This window comes from Rudanella paleaurantiibacter (assembly GCF_009184635.1).
GTDB lineage: Bacteria > Bacteroidota > Bacteroidia > Cytophagales > Spirosomataceae > Rudanella > Rudanella paleaurantiibacter.
In genome coordinates, this window is record NZ_WELI01000009.1 from 105,693 (window position 1) to 124,761 (window position 19,069).

At 52.9% G+C, this 19,069-nt stretch carries 17 protein-coding genes; 12 read left to right on the forward strand and 5 right to left on the reverse strand.

The window, feature by feature from the left end; genetic code table 11:
• Nucleotides 1-140 precede the first annotated feature (140 nt).
• Both F5984_RS19460 and F5984_RS19465 read left to right on the forward strand, forming a co-directional pair.
• Entirely contained in the window at nt 141-1,841 is a 1,701-nt protein-coding gene (locus F5984_RS19460; RefSeq protein ID WP_152125891.1) for a hypothetical protein, read from the forward strand.
• Nucleotides 1,842-1,918: 77 nt separating this feature from the next.
• On the forward strand, nt 1,919-2,707 hold the full coding sequence (locus F5984_RS19465; protein ID WP_152125892.1) for a glucose 1-dehydrogenase: 789 nt from the start codon (nt 1,919-1,921) through the stop codon (nt 2,705-2,707).
• Nucleotides 2,708-2,811: 104 nt separating this feature from the next.
• Here the strand turns inward: F5984_RS19465 and F5984_RS19470 are convergent, their stop codons facing one another.
• Together F5984_RS19470 and tilS are read right to left on the reverse strand one after the other, a co-directional pair.
• Nucleotides 2,812-5,100 (reverse strand): OmpA family protein, encoded by a 2,289-nt coding sequence (locus tag F5984_RS19470; RefSeq protein ID WP_152125893.1) that lies wholly within the window; start codon nt 5,098-5,100, stop codon nt 2,812-2,814.
• Between the two features lie 192 nt (nt 5,101-5,292).
• Nucleotides 5,293-6,684, reverse strand: a complete 1,392-nt coding sequence (gene tilS / locus F5984_RS19475) for a tRNA lysidine(34) synthetase TilS (protein ID WP_246169163.1) — start codon at nt 6,682-6,684, stop codon at nt 5,293-5,295.
• A 114-nt stretch (nt 6,685-6,798) separates the two neighbouring features.
• Between tilS and F5984_RS19480 the strand changes: the two genes are divergently transcribed.
• From F5984_RS19480 to F5984_RS19525, 10 genes are all read left to right on the forward strand, one after another.
• Nucleotides 6,799-8,598: an OstA-like protein gene (locus tag F5984_RS19480; RefSeq protein WP_152125894.1), complete on the forward strand. Its 1,800-nt coding sequence runs from the start codon at nt 6,799-6,801 to the stop codon at nt 8,596-8,598.
• A 123-nt stretch (nt 8,599-8,721) separates the two neighbouring features.
• Nucleotides 8,722-9,399, forward strand: a complete 678-nt coding sequence (locus tag F5984_RS19485) for a T9SS type A sorting domain-containing protein (RefSeq protein WP_152125895.1) — start codon at nt 8,722-8,724, stop codon at nt 9,397-9,399.
• A gap of 163 nt (nt 9,400-9,562) precedes the next feature.
• Entirely contained in the window at nt 9,563-10,459 is an 897-nt protein-coding gene (locus F5984_RS19490; RefSeq protein WP_152125896.1) for an outer membrane protein assembly factor BamD, read from the forward strand.
• 97 nt (nt 10,460-10,556) lie between these two features.
• Nucleotides 10,557-10,871: a DNA-directed RNA polymerase subunit omega gene (locus tag F5984_RS19495; protein WP_152125897.1), complete on the forward strand. Its 315-nt coding sequence runs from the start codon at nt 10,557-10,559 to the stop codon at nt 10,869-10,871.
• 71 nt (nt 10,872-10,942) lie between these two features.
• The gene (gene coaBC / locus F5984_RS19500) at nt 10,943-12,151 is read left to right on the forward strand and encodes a bifunctional phosphopantothenoylcysteine decarboxylase/phosphopantothenate--cysteine ligase CoaBC (protein ID WP_152125898.1); all 1,209 of its coding nucleotides are present in this window, start codon (nt 10,943-10,945) and stop codon (nt 12,149-12,151) included.
• Nucleotides 12,148-13,065, forward strand: a complete 918-nt coding sequence (gene porD, locus F5984_RS19505; RefSeq protein WP_152125899.1) for a type IX secretion system protein PorD — start codon at nt 12,148-12,150, stop codon at nt 13,063-13,065. The genes coaBC and porD overlap by 4 nt, the downstream gene beginning before the upstream one ends.
• A gap of 108 nt (nt 13,066-13,173) precedes the next feature.
• On the forward strand, nt 13,174-14,850 hold the full coding sequence (gene recN / locus F5984_RS19510) for a DNA repair protein RecN (RefSeq protein ID WP_152125900.1): 1,677 nt from the start codon (nt 13,174-13,176) through the stop codon (nt 14,848-14,850).
• Nucleotides 14,851-14,902: 52 nt separating this feature from the next.
• Nucleotides 14,903-15,349 (forward strand): viral A-type inclusion protein, encoded by a 447-nt coding sequence (locus tag F5984_RS19515; RefSeq protein ID WP_152125901.1) that lies wholly within the window; start codon nt 14,903-14,905, stop codon nt 15,347-15,349.
• 13 nt (nt 15,350-15,362) lie between these two features.
• Entirely contained in the window at nt 15,363-15,977 is a 615-nt protein-coding gene (locus F5984_RS19520; RefSeq protein WP_185155595.1) for an SCO family protein, read from the forward strand.
• The gene (locus F5984_RS19525) at nt 15,974-16,387 is read left to right on the forward strand and encodes a c-type cytochrome (RefSeq protein WP_152125902.1); all 414 of its coding nucleotides are present in this window, start codon (nt 15,974-15,976) and stop codon (nt 16,385-16,387) included. Before F5984_RS19520 ends, F5984_RS19525 begins: the two co-directional genes overlap by 4 nt.
• An 8-nt stretch (nt 16,388-16,395) precedes the next feature.
• Here F5984_RS19525 and F5984_RS19530 read toward each other — a convergent pair whose 3' ends face one another.
• From F5984_RS19530 to F5984_RS19540, 3 genes are read right to left on the reverse strand one after another with little or no spacing between them, the layout of a single operon-like run.
• Nucleotides 16,396-17,904: a glycoside hydrolase family 43 protein gene (locus F5984_RS19530; protein WP_152125903.1), complete on the reverse strand. Its 1,509-nt coding sequence runs from the start codon at nt 17,902-17,904 to the stop codon at nt 16,396-16,398.
• A gap of 33 nt (nt 17,905-17,937) precedes the next feature.
• Nucleotides 17,938-18,486 carry an LPS export ABC transporter periplasmic protein LptC gene (lptC, locus tag F5984_RS19535; protein ID WP_246169164.1) on the reverse strand — a complete coding sequence of 183 codons (549 nt, stop codon included), beginning with the start codon at nt 18,484-18,486 and terminating at the stop codon, nt 17,938-17,940.
• A 53-nt stretch (nt 18,487-18,539) separates the two neighbouring features.
• The gene (locus F5984_RS19540) at nt 18,540-19,007 is read right to left on the reverse strand and encodes a PH domain-containing protein (protein WP_185155578.1); all 468 of its coding nucleotides are present in this window, start codon (nt 19,005-19,007) and stop codon (nt 18,540-18,542) included.
• Nucleotides 19,008-19,069 lie beyond the last annotated feature (62 nt).

Below are 19,069 nucleotides of genomic sequence, written 5' to 3' on the forward strand. Positions count from 1 at the left end.
CCCAAAAGAGAGATTAAATTACCAAACACGCTCTTCAAAGCAGTTATATAAACAAATAAAATGTACTTAATTGCTATAATTATTATACTTAAAATCATCTAACAAACTCATTTGTGGCCAGTTTGCACCACTGAATTTGCATGTTAGTTTCCATTATTCTGGCGACCTTTACTACGGTATTTGTCGGGCTATTTCTGGCTGGATCAGGTATAGCGGCCAGGCAACTCAAGTCGCCACTACCTGTTCCGCGCTGGGCGCTTGTGATCCCCGGTTTGCTTTTACTGTTTGGGCGGATACCCAGCATCACGTACTCAGCCCAGCTCAACACCGACGAGAGTCAGCTACTCGCGCAGGGGTTGACGCTGGCCAAAAATCCACGCTTCTGGCAGTCTGTCGATGGTACAACCACCGGCCCATTAGCCAGTTTTGTACTGACCTGGCCGTCTTTATTCGGGTTCGAGACAGGCTACATGCAGGCCCGAATTACCGGTTTGGTCCTGATCCTGATCAGCCTGTATTTGTTTTACAAAGCGCTGTCGGTGCGGTTCCGGGCGGGCGTGGCCTATGTAGGATTGCTCATTAGCACAGCTTTTTTCGCCTTCGCCACGCACTTCGATCTTGTGCATTACAGCAGTGAACTGGTAGCATTGCCGCTCATTGCGGTCTTGTGGTGGCAGTGGATGCGCTTACTCAACAATTCATCCCCCCTGTCGGCTTCATCCTGGCTATGGACCGGATTGCTCGCCGGACTCACCCCGTTTGCTAAACTACAGGCGGTTCCGGTGGTTGGCTTACTGGCACTTGGCCTGGTTGTGTCCCTTTTGTGGTCTGGAAAACCGCTACCCAACGCCAACCGCCGGGCTGCCTCAGTGTTTGTCGTTGGCGGACTTCTGCCCAGTTTTCTGGTAGTTGGCTACTGTCTCATGTTTGGAGTCTGGGATAATTTCTGGACGTTTTACATCCGGGCTAACCTGAGCAACTACCACGAGCTGCAACAGCATCTGGGGCTGCCCATGCACCGGTCCATGCTGACCAAACTGAGTAAACTCCCTCACTTTCTGTGGGTCGAGCCAACGGTTCGGTACCTGTTCTGTCTGGGGCTTTCGAGCGCCGTAGTGTTAATAATTGCCTGGCGTCGCTGGTTGAACAAGGGCGCTAGGGCACACACCTTCGCCCTGATTGCCTGGCTTTTAGGTTCGTTCTACGTAGCTATTGCACCGGGTACCGAATTTCATCACCATCTGCTTTTTATTGTTTTGCCGGTAACCTGGCTGGTAAGTACGGCCTTTGCAGTTACCCTTTCGCGCAATCAGGCAAACTACATCATGGGGCTTTATGGGATTGGGCAGCTGGCCACGCTACTACCAATGTGGACGTACGGAGTAGCTCCATTTCTGTATAATCCTTATCTGGCTACCACCCTGCACAATCGTACGGCACCACCCTCGGCTGTGGGTACTTACCTACGTGAACACGCGCAGGAAGGCGACCAACTGGCCGTTTGGGGCTGGAATACAACATATTACGTGGAGGCCCAGCTCGAACAGGGCGTCAGCGAAAACCACTCCTTTCGCTCGGCGGTCGACCATTCGTTACAGTCGGCGTATCTGGCTAAATACATGCGGGACCTGAAGCGAAACCAGCCCGTATGGATCGTGGATGCCACGGGGCCCGCCAGCTTTGTCCTGTCCGACTCTACCCGGTTTCGAATGGCGCGCTACCCTTGCCTAAAACAGTATCTGCGCAACCAATACCGGCTACAGGCTATAGTTGAGGGGCAGGCAATCTTTGTGCGGGCCGACCGTTTCCCCCAGGACCGACCCGTAACAGCAATGCGGTGAAGAGGCTGGTGCTGGCTGGGTATGTTCTGTTTGTCTTTTGGGCTTATCTTTCGGGCAAACAAACATAAACCAGCATCATGAATTCGGAGACCACGCAAGCCGCCGAAAAAGCATTATTTGACCTGAGCGGCAAAGTAGCCATTATCACCGGAGCCAGTAAAGGCATTGGCGAAGACATTGCCCGTGTTTTTGCCCGGTTTGGGGCTAAAGTAATTGTCAGTAGCCGCAAACAGGAAGCCTGCGACGCCCTCGCGGCCGATATTGTCGCGCAGGGAGGTGAGGCTACCGGTGTGGCCGCGCACGTTGGCGACATGGATCAGCTAAAAAACCTCGTTGAACAAGCCATAGCCACCTACGGCGGCATCGATATTCTGGTTAACAACGCAGCTTCGAACCCAGTGTTTGGCCCATCGCTCGATTGCGATGGCCTTGCCTTCGATAAAATCATGCAGGCCAACGTAAAAGCGCCGTTTGAGCTGAGTAAGCTCTGCTACCCCAGCATGAAAGCACGCGGAGGAGGCAGTATTATCATGATGAGTAGTATTGCCGGCCACACGCCCGACCCCGGTTTGGGAATCTACAGCGTTAGCAAAGCAAGCCTCAACATGCTCACCAAAGTGCTGGCCAAAGAATGGGGCCCCGACGGGATTCGGGTCAACGCAATCTGCCCCGGCCTGATCAAAACCAAGTTTAGTCAGGCGCTCTGGCAAGACGAAAAAATCTTGAACCATTTCACCAAACGGCTTCCCATTGCCCGGATGGGTACCACGGACGAGATCAGCCCAATGTCTCTCTTTCTGGCCTCAGCAGCTTCATCGTACACAACGGGTAGCCTTTTCTACGCCGACGGCGGAACGGTGATCTAACACAGATAGACCGCAAAAACGGAACAGGGAGGAAGTAGCTGACGCAAGCATGAACGCTGCACGTCGGCTACTTCCTCCCTGTTCCGTTTACGTTGTTTCTCGTCCTACTTCACCGCCAGAATCTTAAACTCGGTGCGTCGGTTCTGTTGGTGGTCCGCGTCAGTACAATCGGTACCGTCGATACAACCGTTCAGAATTTCGCTTTCGCCATAACCACGGGCAACGAGTCGGTTGGGTTTGATTCCACGCGACACAATGTAGTCCATGGCGGCACGGGCCCGGTTTTCCGACAGTTTCAGGTTATAGGCATCGCTGGCCCGCGCATCGGTATGCGAGCGGAGTTCAATTTTCATGGCTGGGTACTCCTTCAGAATCTTAACCACGTGTTCGAGTTCGCGGGCGGCATCGGGCCGGATAAAGAACTTGTTCAGATCGTAGTAAATATTCTTGAGCTGGAATACGTCGCCCTCGCCGTACAACCCCAGCGAATCGGTAACCACTTTGGGTGTCTTCGTCTTGGGCAGTTGTACTTTCTTGGTGGCATACTTGTTTTTCGAGGCAGTGATGGTGTAAGGCGCACCGGGCTTCATATCGAACTCGTAACCCCCATCGGGGCCGGTTTCAATGGTCCGCTCCGACTTGTCGCGCTCGTTGCGGAGGGTCACTTTCACGCCCTGCTCCGGCACCTGATCGACCTCCCGTTTCACCACGCCCCGCACAATGCTGTTCTCGCTCTTGTCGAGGTAAATGGTTACGCTCATCACCGGCTTGGGCGACTGAGTCAGGGTCGAGAACCGAACCGTGTTCAGTGCGTAGCCTTCTTTCACCGCTTTAAACTCGTACTCGGTATTGGCGTCCAGGCAGAGTTTGGTTTCACCTTTCGGATCAGTCAGCAACAGGTCGAGGTTGGTTCCGTTACGCACAATTCGCACGTCGGCCTGATCGATGGGCGCGTTGGTCTTCGCGTCGAACACCAGAATTTTCAGCTCGCGGCAGTTCCGGCGGAAACTATAAATATCATCGTCGCTGATGCCTTTTTTCCGGTTGCTGCTAAAATAGCCCGAAGTCCGGTACTTATCGGTAATGATACCAAAGTCATCTTTCTCCGAGTTGATGGGCGAGCCTACGTTTTCAACCCCTTTGTACGCAACACCGTCTTTCAGTTCAGCAAAGAAAACATCGAGCCCACCCAGACCTTCGTGTCCGTCCGACGAAAAGTAGAGGTTACCGTTCTCGTCGGCGTAGGGGAACATCTCGTTACCTTCGGTATTGATGTCTTTACCCATGTTAACGGGCGTACCCCACTCGCCGTTGCGGTATTCGACCACGTATAGGTCGGTTCCGCCAAAGCCACCGGGCATATCCGACACAAAGTACATCTTGCTATTATCGGGCGAGAAAGCCGGGTGACCAACTGAATATTCCTTGTTGTTGAAAGGCAACTCCCGCACGTTCGACCATTTATTTCCCTTCTCGTTGATGGCTGAATACAACTTCAGCTTCCGAACACCGTCGTTGCTTTTGCCAGTTTTGCCTTTGCTGCCGTTGTTTCGGGTGAATACAATCATTTTCTGGTCCCGCGTAAATGTCATCGGGCCTTCATGATATTTCGTATTCAGCGTCCGGCTAAACTCCTGGGTTTTAGACAGCTTTTGCTCTACCGGAGCCGCAATTTCGGGCGCTTTGGTAGCCGATGGCGAGCCGCCACCCAGCACAGCCGTGTTAGGCTGCCGGAGCATATCGACATTCGGAGCCCGAATCTCGGTAGTATCGGCATGGTAATACAGGTCGAGAAATGGGGTCTGATTCCAGGTAAACACTCGTTTCAGCGGACCACCCTCATCGCGGGCCGATACAAACACGATACCGCCCTTATAGTACATGGGGCTAAAATCAGCCTGCCGGGTGTTGATGGGTAAGCTGTAGGTTTTGTACGACGATGAGTCCTGGAAGAAACGACCCACGTCCATATAAGAGACTGTAAACCGCCGGCCGCGTAAATCCTGAGTCTGCTGCTCGCCGTACTTGCTGTACATCTTCTGCGATTCCCGGTACTTGCCGTTAGCAGCCAGAGCCTGGGCATAGTACATGTAAATTTCGCTGTTGAGGTCGGTGTACTTGTTCACCAGCTCGCCATACACCCGTTCGGCGTTACGGGTATCCTGCAATTTCCGGTAGCTAAAACCCAGGTTGGTCAGTGCCTCACGGGTTTCGGCAGCGTTCTTTTGCTTATCCGTACGTAAAAAATCTTCGTACAAGCGGACGGCGTTGATGTAGCTGAAGCTTTCAAGCTGCTTGTTGGCAGCCCGGAGTTTCACGCTTTGCGCCCGGAGAGAATGTGCTCCGGTCAGAAAACCAGCCAGCAACAGCACAATGAGTAATGATCGGTTCATGGCTTAACTTAAATTACCGTTTAGGAGTATGGGCCACCCGTCACCAAACAAATACAGTGCCAGACTTAGGGCAAATAGTTTATAAACTCCCGAAAATACCCCAAAATCACCCCCCACAGCCTTTAAACGGTAGTTTACTGGTTAAAACACTGAGCTTATGGCCTAAATTCAGCCGATTTAAAGTTACACAAATTAGTGTTTAGATTCGCTATTCTGCAACCGGACGACCAGAACACGCCGGGTAGAGTCTGTAATGCGGACGGTGTGCGACAGCCGATGACCTACCACCCAAACCACCTTCTCGCCCGCCGTAAGCACAGCCGTTCGGGCTCGCTCGGGCAACGACACCTTCCGGTCGTTGAGCAGGTCACTCACCAGTTTGGTACCGCGCATATTCAGGGGTTGGAATCGGTCGCCCTGCCGCCAGGTTCGAATATGCAAAGGCTGATCCAACCGATCCGCGTCGAGATACCCCACTGATGTGTCGGGCACGTTTCGCGGAACAAAACCGGCCGGGACCTCTTGGTAAAACCAATTCAATTGCCGACCATCGGGGAGCAACAACCGGCCGGTTTCGTCCGGAGGCAACGGATAATCAAACGGCACCTCAACGGATAATGGAGCCAGTATCAGGCCCGCCCGGTCATGCCACAGCCCGTGCGTTGCCGACCGAAACACCTGCCCTTTCTGACCTGCTTCAACCACCCGAACCACCTCCTGAACCTGCCCGTACGTAAATCCAAACGGTTTGAGCCATTCGCTCAGCCGAAACGCCCACTCCGATTTTGACCGTAGCTGTTCCAGATCCATTATCCAGAATCCATCGGCTTCGCGGGCGCAGGCTTGCCACGATGTCGCGAGCGTCTCATTCAGCACCGACTCAGCCGCCCGTAGTCGCTCTATTGTGCGGCCAAACGTGGTAATCAAATCGGGATTCAGGGCTTCCAGCACCGGCACTACCTGATGCCGCAGGCGGTTGCGGGCGTACTTATCGCTCGCGTTGGAGACATCTTCGCGCCAGTGCAGGCCGCGGTCGTGGGCATACCGCCGAACCTCATCCCGACTCGCAAACCAAAGCGGCCGAATGATGCGCCCCTGCCGGATTGGGATACTCCGCAAACCGGCCAGTCCGGTACCGCGCACCAGATTGAGCAACAAGGTTTCGAGTACGTCGTTTTGATGATGAGCCGTGGCAATCCAAGTATAGCCCTGTCCGCGGGCCACTGCCTCAAACCAGTCGTACCGGAGTTGACGGGCCGCCACCTGCACCGAGAGCCCCTGCTCGCGGGCCACCGTCAACGTATTGAACCGAGTGGTGTGGCACGGCCTGTTGTACCCGGCCGCCAGTTGCGTTACAAAGGCTTCGTCGGCATCTGAGTCAGCCCCGCGCAAGCCGAAATTAACGTGTGCTATACCAACCGCATACCCTGCCCGAATCATCAGATCGGTCATAACAACGGAGTCGAGCCCTCCGCTCACAGCCAGCAATACCCGGTCGGTAGGTTGAAGGAGGTGCTGATCGTTAATAAACTCTAAAAACGAATCATACATGGCCGATACGCGTTTATTGACATAGCTTTGCATCGGTAAAGGTACGAGCAGACACGCCTACCGGACGTACTTACCGCCCCATTTAATCGTTCGGTGGGCCCTTTCCTGATTACTAGTTTTATGAGTCGTTGCAACCCTTTCGCTTTTTTGCGAATCTCTATACTGACCACCCTGTTACTCACAGCCTGCTGGCTGCCCGGTTGGGCGCAGGTAGGCCGTCCGCCCATGAGCGGGGGCAACAGCGGCCCGGTCGAAAAAGTGGAACTGTTACCGCCCGGTGCCGACAGCCTTGTGGTATTAAATGATCCGGGACAGGTAATCCGAAAACTGTATAATAACGTAAGATTCCGGCATAAGGGCGTGCTGATGTACTGCGATCAGGCCATTCAGAACGTAACTACCAACGTGATTGAAGCCTACGGAAACGTACGTATTCTGCAAGGCGATACCATCAGCGTGCGGGCCGACACCATGTACTACTACGGCAACGTGCGGCAGGCTAACCTGCGCGGACGGGTGACCATGAAAGATCGTAAAATGACACTGACTACCGGACAACTTGACTACGATATGGCTATGGGGGTAGCGCACTACCCCAACAAGGGCCGGATTGTGGACCGGGAGAATATTCTGACCAGTCAGGAAGGCTTTTACGATACCCGTACCAAGCAATTTACGTTCCGTCAGAACGTGCGGCTGGTGAACCCCAAGTACACTCTTACCGCCGACAATCTGCTGTACAACTCCCTTACCAAAATTGCCGACTTTCAGGGGCCAACCAAAATCGTAAATAAAGACGGTACGCTGTTGGCTTCACAAGGGCAATACAATACTGTCACGAGGGTATCGAATTTTCAGCAGCGGGCCACCGTCGAAACACCCAAGTACACCCTCACCGGCGACACCCTTTTCTACGACAACAACACCGATCTCGGTATTGCCCGGGGCAACGTAGTGATGGTGGCTAAGGAAGATAAAACGATCATTACCGGCGAGCACACCCGCTACAATGGCCGGATTGGCATATCGCGGGTAACGGGCAATGCCGTTGTGAAAAGCGTGGTAAGCAACCAGGACACCCTGTTTATGCGGGCCGACACCCTGTTTTCGTACGATACCCCGCGCGATACGGCCCGTACCAAACCCAAACCGGGCACAAAGCCGGTACGTAAACTGATTGGCCAACGGAATGTGGTCGTGTTCAAATCGGACTTGCAAAGCCGGTGCGACTCGCTCGTGTACGATGTAGCTGATTCGACAATCTATTTCTTCAAAAAGCCTATCATCTGGAGCCAACAGTATCAGCTCGAGGCCGACTCCGTGACGGCCAAGATGAAGAATAACCGAATAGACCGTATGTTTTTGCGAACACGCTCCTTCGTGGTCGCCCGCGATACGTTGCAGAACTTTAATCAGATCAAGGGCCGAGCCATTACCGCCTACTTCCAGACCAAAAATGACACGATTCGGGCCATCACAAGCACCATGCCAACGTCAACAACTGGGGCAAAAGGTAAACTTCCAGCGCGTCCGGCGGTAGCGACAAATGCCCCATCCAACACGGTTGCGGCTCCGTTTACCGTTCGGCAGAACACCGTGCTCGACCGGGTGATTGTGGAAGGAAATGGACAAAGTATATACTTTGCTGTGGACGATAAGAACAAGTTGGTGGGGATGAATCGCGTCGAATGTAGCCGGATGAATATTGACTTTGAACGCCAGAAAGTCAATGAGATACGGTTTTATGGGCAGCCTGATTCACAGTTCATACCCCCGCAGGAGATTACGGGGCCGAAGAAAGAACTGGAGGGATTTCGTTGGCGCACAGCCGATAAGCCCGGCAAAAGCGACGTGATCAACTACAAACCACTTGTTAAGAAAACCGAAAAAACAACGGCTTCGGTTAAACCTTCGGCCGCAGAACCGGTTCTAAATACCAAAAAATAGCATGATTTTTGCCGTTTAACAATTTTTAGGAGGTAGATTCGTTCGCATTCACTACTTTTCATCATAGGTTTGCAACGGATTATCTAATTAACTCGTAATCTGTAGTATCGAAGAGAAATTTACATGAAGCAACATATACTTTTTTGGGCGTGTCTCACCGGCCTCGTGCTTTCGGCAGGTGCTCCGCTCCGGGCTCAGTCAGATGCCCGGACCCGGAGCCGGCTTGAAACCGGCCGAACGGGAACAAGTCCCAAGCTTACCCCCCGAACGGAAGGCTCGGCATTTGCCCGGAAGTTTCCGTTTTTGGCCCAGCCCAACCCAACCGGGCTGGATCGGGTGGTGCCTTCGAGCAAGACATCCGTTATCAACTCGTATTATCGTTCGTTGCTGATTGCTCCGGCCTCAACGTCGGTAACTAAACCAGCTACACGCCCAGCACAGGCCGAAAGCACGGCGGCTGCTTCAACTGAAGCCAAAGCCCCGACCGAAGAAAGCCTACGCGTGGAACGCACTTCCGACGAACGGCTGTTTGCCAACGACCGGATTTCCGTCTCGAACGTATATCCGAACCCGGCTTCGGATTATGCCGATATAGATTACCAGATTACCGCGCCCGTTGGCGAAGCGAAAATTACGGTTCTTGACCTTCTGGGTTCGCCTATCTCAGAGTACACCCTCGACGCTGGCGACCGGAAGGTACGTATAGCTACCCGCGAAATGCCGACCGGGATGTACTTTTATCGATTGTCGCTGGATGGTAAAAAGGTAGCAACTAAAAAACTATTGGTACAGCATCGCTAACATTCTGGTTTGAACGCTGGTGTGGCAGGCCGCCAATCAGCGTTCAACTTGGGTTACAGTTAAGCTTTTTTAACGGCCTTGACGGCTTGTCTGCCCCATCAGCAGACACTTTTCAAACCACTCTATCGTTACTGAGGAGTGGTTTTATTATCTTTGCGTCCCTATGCAACAACGTCAGATAGTTAGAGTGTTTTGGAGTGTGCTGTTCGTGGCGCTGCTCGGTTCGTGCAGCCCTTTCTCGAAGTTGCAGAAAAACGGCACGCAGGAAGAGAAGTACAAAGGGGCTTTAGAGTATTACAAGAAAGAAGATTGGTACCGGGCCGGGATGTTGTTTGAAGAGTTGATTCCGGTGCTCAAAGGCAGTAATGAGTCTGAAATGGCGCAATTCTATTACGCCTACACACAATACCATCAGCAGTTATATTCGGTTAGTGCGCAATTGTTCAAGCGTTTTTACGAGACATTTGCCCGGAGCGAGAAAGCACAGGAGGCTCAGTACATGTACGCCCTCTCGCAGTACAAAGACACGCCCAAGTTTAACCTCGATCAGTCGAACACGGTAGCGGCTATGTCGGCGCTTCAGGATTTTATTAACTCCTACCCGGAGAGTGAATTTCGTGAGGGCTGCACCAAAATGATTTTGGAACTCCGGCAGCGGCTGGAGCAAAAAGCCTACGAAAAAGCCAAACTGTACCACAAAACAAGTGGCTTCAACATCGCTTCGTTAAAGTCAGCCGTGGTGAGCATCGACAATTTCCAGAAAGAGTTTCCAGACTCCGAATACAACGAAGAGCTGGCTTTCCTAAAAGTCGATTCGCAGTACAACTACGCCGTTAATAGTCTGGAAACGAAACAGAAGGAACGTTTTCAGGATGCCGTTACGTTCTATCAGGCAATGGTCGACAAATACCCGTCGAGCAAATACCTGAAGCAGGCGGAGAAGATGTACGAAACCAGCGTAAAAGAGGTTGAGCGTCTGGCGAAACTGGAAAAAGAAAAAGAGCAGCAGAAACAGAACGACGCCAACCGGCCGGCAAAAGTGACTGCTGCAAGCAATTAAAATAGTTTACAGTTTGCGGTTTACAGTCTCCAGCTTTACGATCTGCACCAGAGAGTGGTAGCTGAAAACAGTAAACTACAAACTTAAAAAAAAGAATATGGCAACGAATCCCTCATTGATCACCCGCGACACCGATAAGATTGCGGCTCCTACTGGCAACCTGTACGAATCTGTTTCGATTATCTCGCGACGCGCCCGGCAGATTGCAGCTAAGAACAAAGAAGAACTGAGCAACAAGCTGTCGGAGTTTGTTTCGGCGGTTGATAACCTCGAAGAGGTATTTGAAAACCGGGAGCAGATCGAAATTTCAAAATTTTACGAGCGTATGCCCAAGCCAACCTCAGTCGCTACCGACGAGTTTTTGGAAGGCAAAATCTATTCGCGTTATAACGAAGAAGAGGCAGCTCAGTAATCAAATTTTACGCACATAGAGCAGATGGATGAGTGGCGGTTTGAGTCGTTACTCATCCATTTTTTTTGACCATGCTACACGCCAAACGCATTCTACTGGGCATAACGGGCAGTATTGCCGCCTACAAAGCCGCCCTGCTGGTCAGGTTGCTGGTGAAAGCCGGGGCCGAGGTGCAGGTTATCATGACCGAAGCAGCCGGGGAGTTTATCACCCCGCTCACCTTGAGTACCCTGTCGAAACGGCCGGTGCTCTCGTCGTTTGTGGGGAACCCCGCCGAAGGTACCTGGAACAATCATGTAGAGCTAGGGCTCTGGGCCGACGCCCTGGTGATTGCTCCGGCATCGGCGCACACACTCGCCCGGTGCGCGTTTGGCCTATGTAATGACCTTCTCTCGGCGGTGTATCTGTCGGCTAAGTGCCCGGTCTTTTTTGCCCCGGCCATGGATCTCGATATGTACCGGCACCCCAGTACCCTGCACAATATTGACCGGTTGGCCTCGTACGGGAACCACATTATCCGGGCCGAACACGGCGAACTGGCGAGTGGGCTCGTTGGCGAAGGGCGGCTGGCTGAGCCGGAAACCATTGTCGAGCAATTAACTCATTTCTTCAATCAGCGCGGGGCTCTGGTTGGGCGTCGGGTCTTAATTACGGCTGGCCCCACGCAGGAGCCTATCGACCCGGTGCGGTATATCAGCAACCATTCGACGGGGAAAATGGGCTATGCTATTGCACGGGCGTTTGCGATGGCTGGTGCCGACGTAACGCTGGTGAGCGGCCCCACGGCCCTGCCGCTGCCCCACCCTGCTGTGCGCCGGGTGCCGGTACGGTCGGCTGCGGAGATGTTCAGGGCTACCGAAGCCGAATTTGAGCAGGCCGACCTCCTGATTCTGAATGCAGCCGTCGCTGATTACACTCCGGCCCACCCGGCCCACCAGAAAATAAAGAAAAAAGAAGCTGAGTTTTCCCTCGAACTCACCAAAACCGTCGACATTGCGGCTACGCTGGGCGCCCGAAAACGGCCCGGACAACTGATGATGGGCTTTGCGCTCGAAACCGAAAATGAACAGGAAAACGCCCTGGGTAAGCTTCAGCGCAAGAACCTGGACTGGATCGTACTGAACTCGCTACGCGATGCAGGCGCCGGCTTCGGACACGATACGAACAAAATAACCGTTATGGACAGAGGGGGCAACGTGCGGGTATTCGACCTTAAAACCAAAGAGGAAGTAGCCGAAGATTTGCTTACCTTAGTCAAAGAAAAATTAGCCAATCCATGATTCGGTCCGTGACCAAATTGATTTGTTTTCTGAGTGGTATTTTTCTGACCGTCTCGGTACAGGCTCAGGAACTGAATTGCCAGGTAAATCTGAACTACGATCAACTGTTTTCGCAACAGAAAACGGATTTTTCGTATTTCAACCAGCTGAAAGGCGTCATTACAGAGTTGCTCAACACCCGGCGCTGGACCAACGATCAGTTTCAGCCGTCGGAGCGTATCAACTGCATTTTGAACATTAACCTGCTCAAATCCACACAACAAGGCGTTTTTGAGGGTAATGCCCAGCTAATTCTGAAACGACCGGTGTACGGTACCAACCTCGAATCGACGGTAATCAGTTACGTTGACCGGAATTTCAACATTGTGTATCTGCCCACGACACCGGTTTTCTTCCGCGACAACGCCTATACCGACGAACTGACTTCGATCCTCGGCTTTTACGCGAATATTTTTCTGGCTCTCGATTACGACACGTTCAGTCGGCAGGGCGGTACACCGCATATGCAGCGTGCCTTCAACATCATGAACCTGGCCCAAACCGCCAACGGCGCGGGCTGGCTGGTAGGGGGCGACAAACGTAACCGGTACTACCTGATCGAAAACCTACAGGCTCCGCAGTTTGGGCCGTTCCGCGATGGGCTGTACACGTATCACCGGCTGGCCCTCGACAACTTTACGGCCAACCCCATTCAGTCGCGCAAGGCCCTGTTAGATTTGCTGACAACCATGCGTCGTATTCAAACCCAGGTCTCTCTTTCGGTGTTAATGAATTCCTTCATGGATGCTAAATCTGAGGAGTTTATCAATGTGTTGTATGAGGGATCACTGGCCGAGCGCAAACGCGGCTTTGACCTACTCACCCAGCTTGACCCTGGCAAAACCGAAGCGTACCGGAAGCTTTTGTGGCAATAACTCCGCCTATTTTACGGGCAGATTCAGTTAGCTAAATACCCCGACGAAAGCCTCAATGTGGAAACTTGCCCCCGACCGAGCGTGTTAGTTTATTAAGGAGCCTGTACTATGCTGTCCCACTTATTGATCAAAAATTACGCCCTGATTGACCAACTCGAACTATCGCCCGATGTTGAACTGAACATCGTTACGGGCGAAACGGGAGCCGGCAAGTCGATTATCCTGGGGGCACTGGGCTTGTTACTGGGCAACCGGGCCGATACGCGTGTGCTGTACCATCTGGATCAGAAATGCGTAATAGAGGGCACGTTCGATGTTTCGGGCTATTTTATCGAACAGCTTTTTGAGGAGGAAGAACTCGATTACTCGACTTCGTGCGTGGTACGGCGGGAAATAAGCCCGAGTGGTAAAAGCCGCGCCTTTGTGAACGATACACCTGTCAATCTGGAAACGCTTCGGCGGGTGACGAGTCAGCTGATGGACATCCACTCTCAGCACGATTCGGTTCAACTGGGCTCCAACGAATACCAGCTTCAAATCGTAGATACCTACGCACAGGACGAAGCCCTGTTACGCACCTACAACGTTGATTACCAGGATTACCGCACCAAGCGTAACGCCCTCGAAAAGCTCCGGGCCGATGCCTCAGCTATGCGGAAAGAGTTTGATTACAACAATTTTCTCTACCGCGAACTGGCCAAAGCACAGCTCCAACCCGACGAACAGGAAAGCCTTGAGGGCGAACTGAACGTGCTGGAAAATGCCGAGGAAATCCGCGAAAAACTTCAGCTGGCTTTTGAGTACCTCGACAACCCCGAGCAATCGGTGGTGTCGCTGCTGAAAGGGGCCGTAGGTACGTTGGCATCAGTGGGTAAGCTCTCGGGGCAGTATGCGACCCTACAGGAGCGGGCGCAAAGTGCCTTGATTGAACTCCGCGACCTGGCCGACGAAATCAGCACAGAACAGGATTCGATTGATACCGACGAGAGCCGCGCAGAAACCGTTCGCGAACGGCTCAACACGATTTATCAGCTCCAGAAAAAGCACTCAGCCGCATCGGTGGAGGAGTTGCTGGCGATTCAGACCGATTTGCAGCAGAAAGTAAGTAAAGTCGAAAACCTCGACGAAGAAATTACTGCCGCTGAACACGCAGCTTCGGAAGCGCGTAGTCGCCTGATGCAAAGCGCCGATGTGCTGTCGCAGGCTCGTCGGGCGGTACTTCCTGAAATCGAACGAGAAATCAGCGGATTACTCCATGATTTGGGGATGCCCAATGCTTCGCTGCGAATCGAGGCCGAGTCGGGCAAACCATCGCCAACGGGTATCGACACGGTTACATTTTTGTTTAGTGCCAACAAGGGTATTAAACCCCAACAGCTCAAGAATGTGGCCTCTGGCGGTGAGTTTTCGCGGCTCATGATGGCTATTAAATATATTCTGGCGAGCAAACGCTCGCTCCCGACCATCATTTTCGACGAGATTGACACGGGCGTTTCGGGCGAGATTGCCATTCGGATGGGCAACATGATGAAAGACATGGCCCATAGTCATCAGATTATCGCCATTACGCACCTGCCTCAGATTGCGGCTCAGGGTTCCCGCCATTATTTCGTGTACAAAGACCATTCGGCCGATAAAACCGTAAGCCGGATTCGGCAGCTTTCGTTTGACGAGCGGGTCATGGAGATTGCCCAGATGATTGGCGGCAAGAACCCATCGGCCAATACGGTAAAAAATGCCCGCGAAATTTTGAAACAAGGCAAAGCAGCAGCAGTTGCTAAATAAGAGTACCCTCTGGGCGTTGTGCCCATCCCCTAATTGAGTTACCCACTTCACTATGAAATACCCCCTTGTTATAGCCGGGCTGTTGCTCGGCACAATGGCCTGCCAGAATGATCAGAGCGAAGCCATCAAAGCCGCTGAATCGGAGGTTTTTACCCTTCATGATGAGGTAATGCCTCTCACGATGAACGAGATTCCGAAGTTGCAGAAGGAGCTCCGTAGCCGAATTTCGACCCTCGATAGCCTCACCAACCGGCAGCCCAGCGAGCAGGTACGCAACGACGAAACCAAAGAAGAAATCAGCCGGATTAACCGCAGTCTGAGCCAGGCCAACGAAAGTATGGACGTTTGGATGAGCCAATACAACGGTGATACATTAACCAAAATTTCGGGCGATGAAGCCCTCCGCTACCTCGCCGACCAAAAAGAAAAAATCACGGATGTCAACAAGCAAGTCAACGAAAGCATCAAGCAAGCCCGTCAGTACCTGGGTGCGCAATAGCCTGGGGCTGGTTATGGCCGGCTTGTTTTTGGCGGCCTGCGGCTCGTCGGGGGATACGCTGCCGGTGCTCGGCCAGAAAGAAGCCGTGACCCGGACCGTAGATGGTAAAACCGTGACCGATTCGGTTGATCATACCATTCCCGATTTCCGGTTTGTGAGTCAGTACGGCGATACCGTATCGGCAGGCACGCTGGCGGGCAAAGTGTACGTAGCCGATTTCTTTTTTACAACCTGCCCGACCATTTGCCCCAAAATGAAAACCCAGATGAAACGTGTGTATGACCGTTTCAAAGGGAATTCGAACGTCATGATTTTGTCGCACACCATTGACCCCACGCGCGACTCCGTTGCCGTGCTGCGCGATTTTGCGCAGAGCCTGGGTGTCAAGGACCGCCAATGGTTGTTTGTAACGGGCGACAAGGATCAGATTTATGACATTGGCCAGAACGCTTACATGGTGAGTGCCGCCGAAGACGCTACGGCCCCCGGCGGGGTAGTCCATAGTGGCGCCTTTATTCTGGTCGATACCCAGAAACGGGTACGCGGTATTTACGACGGCACCACACCCGAAGGTGTCGATAAGCTGATGGCCGACATTGATAAGTTACTCACCGAACCAAACGAATGATGAAACGATTGAGTTGGGCCGCTCTGGCGGCCCTCTTTGTTGGTAGCTCTGCCTGCCAAAGTGGGGAAGAAATCAAACGCCAGAAATACATTACGGAGGGCATCCTGCTCTACCAAACGAACTGCGCTAACTGCCACCAGAAAGACGGTAAGGGCCTTGAGGCCCTCTACCCGCCCATTGCCGGTTCAGAGTACCTGAGCAAGCCCGACAGTATTATTCATATCATCCGGCACGGTCAACAAGGGCCTATTGTGGTCAATGGAAAACGGTACAACCGGCCCATGCCCCCACAAACCCATTTGAGTAACCTCGAAATTGCCGAAATCGTAAGCTACATCAACGCCGAATGGGGCCAGAAAGACTTGTTTGTCGACGTTAAATACGTAGATCGGGTGTTAGGCAAACAGTAATGGGGTATCTACGGCTGCGTGTTTTGGAGCACAAAGTCCTCAAAAACAGATGGCTCACCAGCCGAACCCATTGCCAAAATCCCCACCCGAACGGCCCGGTCCCAAGGGGGCAGAAACGCTCCGTTGATCGGCTCTTTGGTTACGGTCTGGAACGTTTTACCGTCGGTTGCGTAGCCAAAGGAGAAACGATGGCCCTGTTGTGCCCGTAGTTGTAGCGTAAGCTTGCGAGAGGGGTCTACTGGCTGGGTAGCTACCACCGTTTTTTTACCCCGTTCCAGCCGCCAAACGTTCAGTGTAGAGCCGTCGAGCGAGATACCCAGTGCGTTGTCATCGTCGCCGATGGCCGCCAGACCCGGTTGCCCGGCCGATTGTTTGCGGTCGACGGTAGTAGTCACGGTATAATCGCCCGTGAGGGTGCGCTGGGCTACGGCACTACCCAGTTTGGCCGGCTGGGCGCGCAGGGTAAGCGCCCCTTTACGAACGTCGAAATGAGGCTGTTTAAATACCGACCATTGCCACAGATGGGATAACGTTTTACCCGCAAACGAATCGTTCAGGCGTGGAGACACCGGCTTTGCAGCGGCTACTACCGGGGTTGCCGGTAGAAACTTAATCCAGCCATCGGCTGTAAACGTAAACTCTTTCAGCAATGCCTGCCGACCGGTGTACACGCTCGTTTGCTTGTCGTAGGCGTGGTACAGGAAGAAAAAACGACCGTCTTTCTCCACAACGGTACCATGACCGGGGCAGCGCCAGCTACCCTCATCGGTCAGAATCGGGTTTTGGCTAAATTTTTCCCAGGGGCCGAGTAAGTTTTTGGCCCGCGCCACGCCCGTTGCATAGGTACAGCCCGTACCACAGCAACCGGCCCCGGCATAGATCGCGTAGAAATAGTCGCCGTGGCGAATCATCGACACGCCTTCGACCAGATTACCCTCCCAGGTGTCTGTATTGCGGAATAACTCTTTTTTCTCACCCGTCAGCGCTGTTCGCTCCTCATTCATAGGCTGTGCCCAGATAGGCGTTGGCTGCTTTACACTGTTGCCGTCTTCTTTCCAGATCAGGTACAGCTTGCCCGTTTCGTCGCGCATCGGAAAGCCGTCAATGGACCCATCAGACTGCCCCACGAGCGGGCCATGATCGCGGTACGGGCCTTCGGGTCGGTCGGCACTGGCGACGGCCACACAGAGGTTTCCGCCCTTTTTGTGGGCTGTGTAGTACACATACACTTTCCCATTTTCGGCCGTGATTTCGGGTGCCCAGAAGTAATAATCAGCCCAGTCGGGGACTTTATTGAAGATATTACCGACTGTTTGCCAGTTGACCAGATCGGTGGATTTGAGCAATGGATATGCCGGGAACCAGTTCGACGTAGTGGCCGAAGCCCAATAAGTATCGCCTACTTTGGTCACCGAAGGGTCAGGATAATCGCCGGGGATAACAGCCGGTTGGGCCAGTGCAGCGCCAGAAGTTACCACGGCAAACAAGCCCGGCAACAGTGTTTTGATGAATTTCATACGGCTTCGTTAGGTTGTTCTGGAACACACGGCTTAGAAGCCCCCGCCCCCTTCGACGTTGAACACGCCGGTCACTTTGCGAATCGAGTATTGCGAAAAATCCTGGTTCGCATCCAGACCCAGGCCGCGCAGGCTTTCGCCCGTCAGCTTGCTTTGCACGAGCACCGGTTTTTCGGTGAATACTTTCTTGGTTTGCGGATTCCAGTTCAACTCGTTGGTGGTCAGCTTTTCCTGTTTTTGCTTATTGATTACCACCACGTTACCCATGACGGTGTACAGGTTTTTTGCCTTATCGTACCGGCCTGAGTCAGAGCGGAGCGTTGTCACTTCTTCGCCATTCGGTCCAAAGAACAGGATATTGACCGTTTGCGGGTACTTCCGGTCGTCGTTTTGATACCGATACTGTTTGGCTGTCGTCATCCGAACGCGTAATACAGCGGCCTCACTGTACAGCATTTTCACATTGTTGATTTCTTCAATGGGCCCCTGATAGGCATTGGTTTTCCGGGTTGTTTTCGGCTCTTCGCAACCCCACACGCCAACCACCAGCAAGAGGCCACACCACAGCAAACGAGTCATCATTGTACAGCTGAAAAGTAGTCTTTCGTTTAGTTCTTCTCTCCTAACACCAGTATTCACGCAGCCAGCAATCGACTCAAGTCGGCAACTAACTGCTTTGGCTCATCGGGCGTAAGCACGATCCGGCGGTCGTCGGCCATACGCACCAGTACGTAATTTGAGCGTCGGGTGGCATACCAGGTCATCCGGCCCAGGGAAGCATTTACAAACCGGCCGTAATAGCCAAACAGTCCCCCAACAGCAAACGCTCGCAGACTCAATTTCATTTGTTCAGGGGCTATTTCCTGCACCTCCCGAATTTTGTTCAGATCAAACGAAACCGCTCCGAACAACCGGACCACTGTGAGTGTATTGGGCGTCAGGGTATATTTTTGGGGTTGGTAGCCGTAGCAAATGACCATCACAATGGCCAGCACCACACCCGGCTTAAACGCCCCGAATGCCAACAGGGAAACCGTCAGGGCGAGCACAAGTCCTGTAATTACCTTAGCCGAATTATCCAACGAGACCGAATACTGCTTCATACACCTACCATCGTCTACCCTACCGATAAAAAAAGGCGTGTGGCTCATAGACTATGCACCAC

Excerpts from the sequence above, each read along its gene's own strand:
- F5984_RS19525 (WP_152125902.1), top strand. The coding sequence starts at position 15,974 with ATGATGAAACGATTGAGTTGGGCCGCTCTGGCGGCCCTCTTTGTTGGT.
- F5984_RS19520 (WP_185155595.1), top strand. The coding sequence starts at position 15,363 with ATGGCCGGCTTGTTTTTGGCGGCCTGCGGCTCGTCGGGGGATACGCTG.
- F5984_RS19515 (WP_152125901.1), top strand. The coding sequence starts at position 14,903 with ATGAAATACCCCCTTGTTATAGCCGGGCTGTTGCTCGGCACAATGGCC.
- F5984_RS19470 (WP_152125893.1), bottom strand. The coding sequence starts at position 5,100 with ATGAACCGATCATTACTCATTGTGCTGTTGCTGGCTGGTTTTCTGACC.
- F5984_RS19540 (WP_185155578.1), bottom strand. The coding sequence starts at position 19,007 with ATGAAGCAGTATTCGGTCTCGTTGGATAATTCGGCTAAGGTAATTACA.
- F5984_RS19495 (WP_152125897.1), top strand. The coding sequence starts at position 10,557 with ATGGCAACGAATCCCTCATTGATCACCCGCGACACCGATAAGATTGCG.
- lptC (WP_246169164.1), bottom strand. The coding sequence starts at position 18,486 with ATGATGACTCGTTTGCTGTGGTGTGGCCTCTTGCTGGTGGTTGGCGTG.
- F5984_RS19490 (WP_152125896.1), top strand. The coding sequence starts at position 9,563 with ATGCAACAACGTCAGATAGTTAGAGTGTTTTGGAGTGTGCTGTTCGTG.
- F5984_RS19530 (WP_152125903.1), bottom strand. The coding sequence starts at position 17,904 with ATGAAATTCATCAAAACACTGTTGCCGGGCTTGTTTGCCGTGGTAACT.
- recN (WP_152125900.1), top strand. The coding sequence starts at position 13,174 with ATGCTGTCCCACTTATTGATCAAAAATTACGCCCTGATTGACCAACTC.
- F5984_RS19460 (WP_152125891.1), top strand. The coding sequence starts at position 141 with ATGTTAGTTTCCATTATTCTGGCGACCTTTACTACGGTATTTGTCGGG.
- coaBC (WP_152125898.1), top strand. The coding sequence starts at position 10,943 with ATGCTACACGCCAAACGCATTCTACTGGGCATAACGGGCAGTATTGCC.
- F5984_RS19465 (WP_152125892.1), top strand. The coding sequence starts at position 1,919 with ATGAATTCGGAGACCACGCAAGCCGCCGAAAAAGCATTATTTGACCTG.
- tilS (WP_246169163.1), bottom strand. The coding sequence starts at position 6,684 with ATGCAAAGCTATGTCAATAAACGCGTATCGGCCATGTATGATTCGTTT.
- porD (WP_152125899.1), top strand. The coding sequence starts at position 12,148 with ATGATTCGGTCCGTGACCAAATTGATTTGTTTTCTGAGTGGTATTTTT.
- F5984_RS19485 (WP_152125895.1), top strand. The coding sequence starts at position 8,722 with ATGAAGCAACATATACTTTTTTGGGCGTGTCTCACCGGCCTCGTGCTT.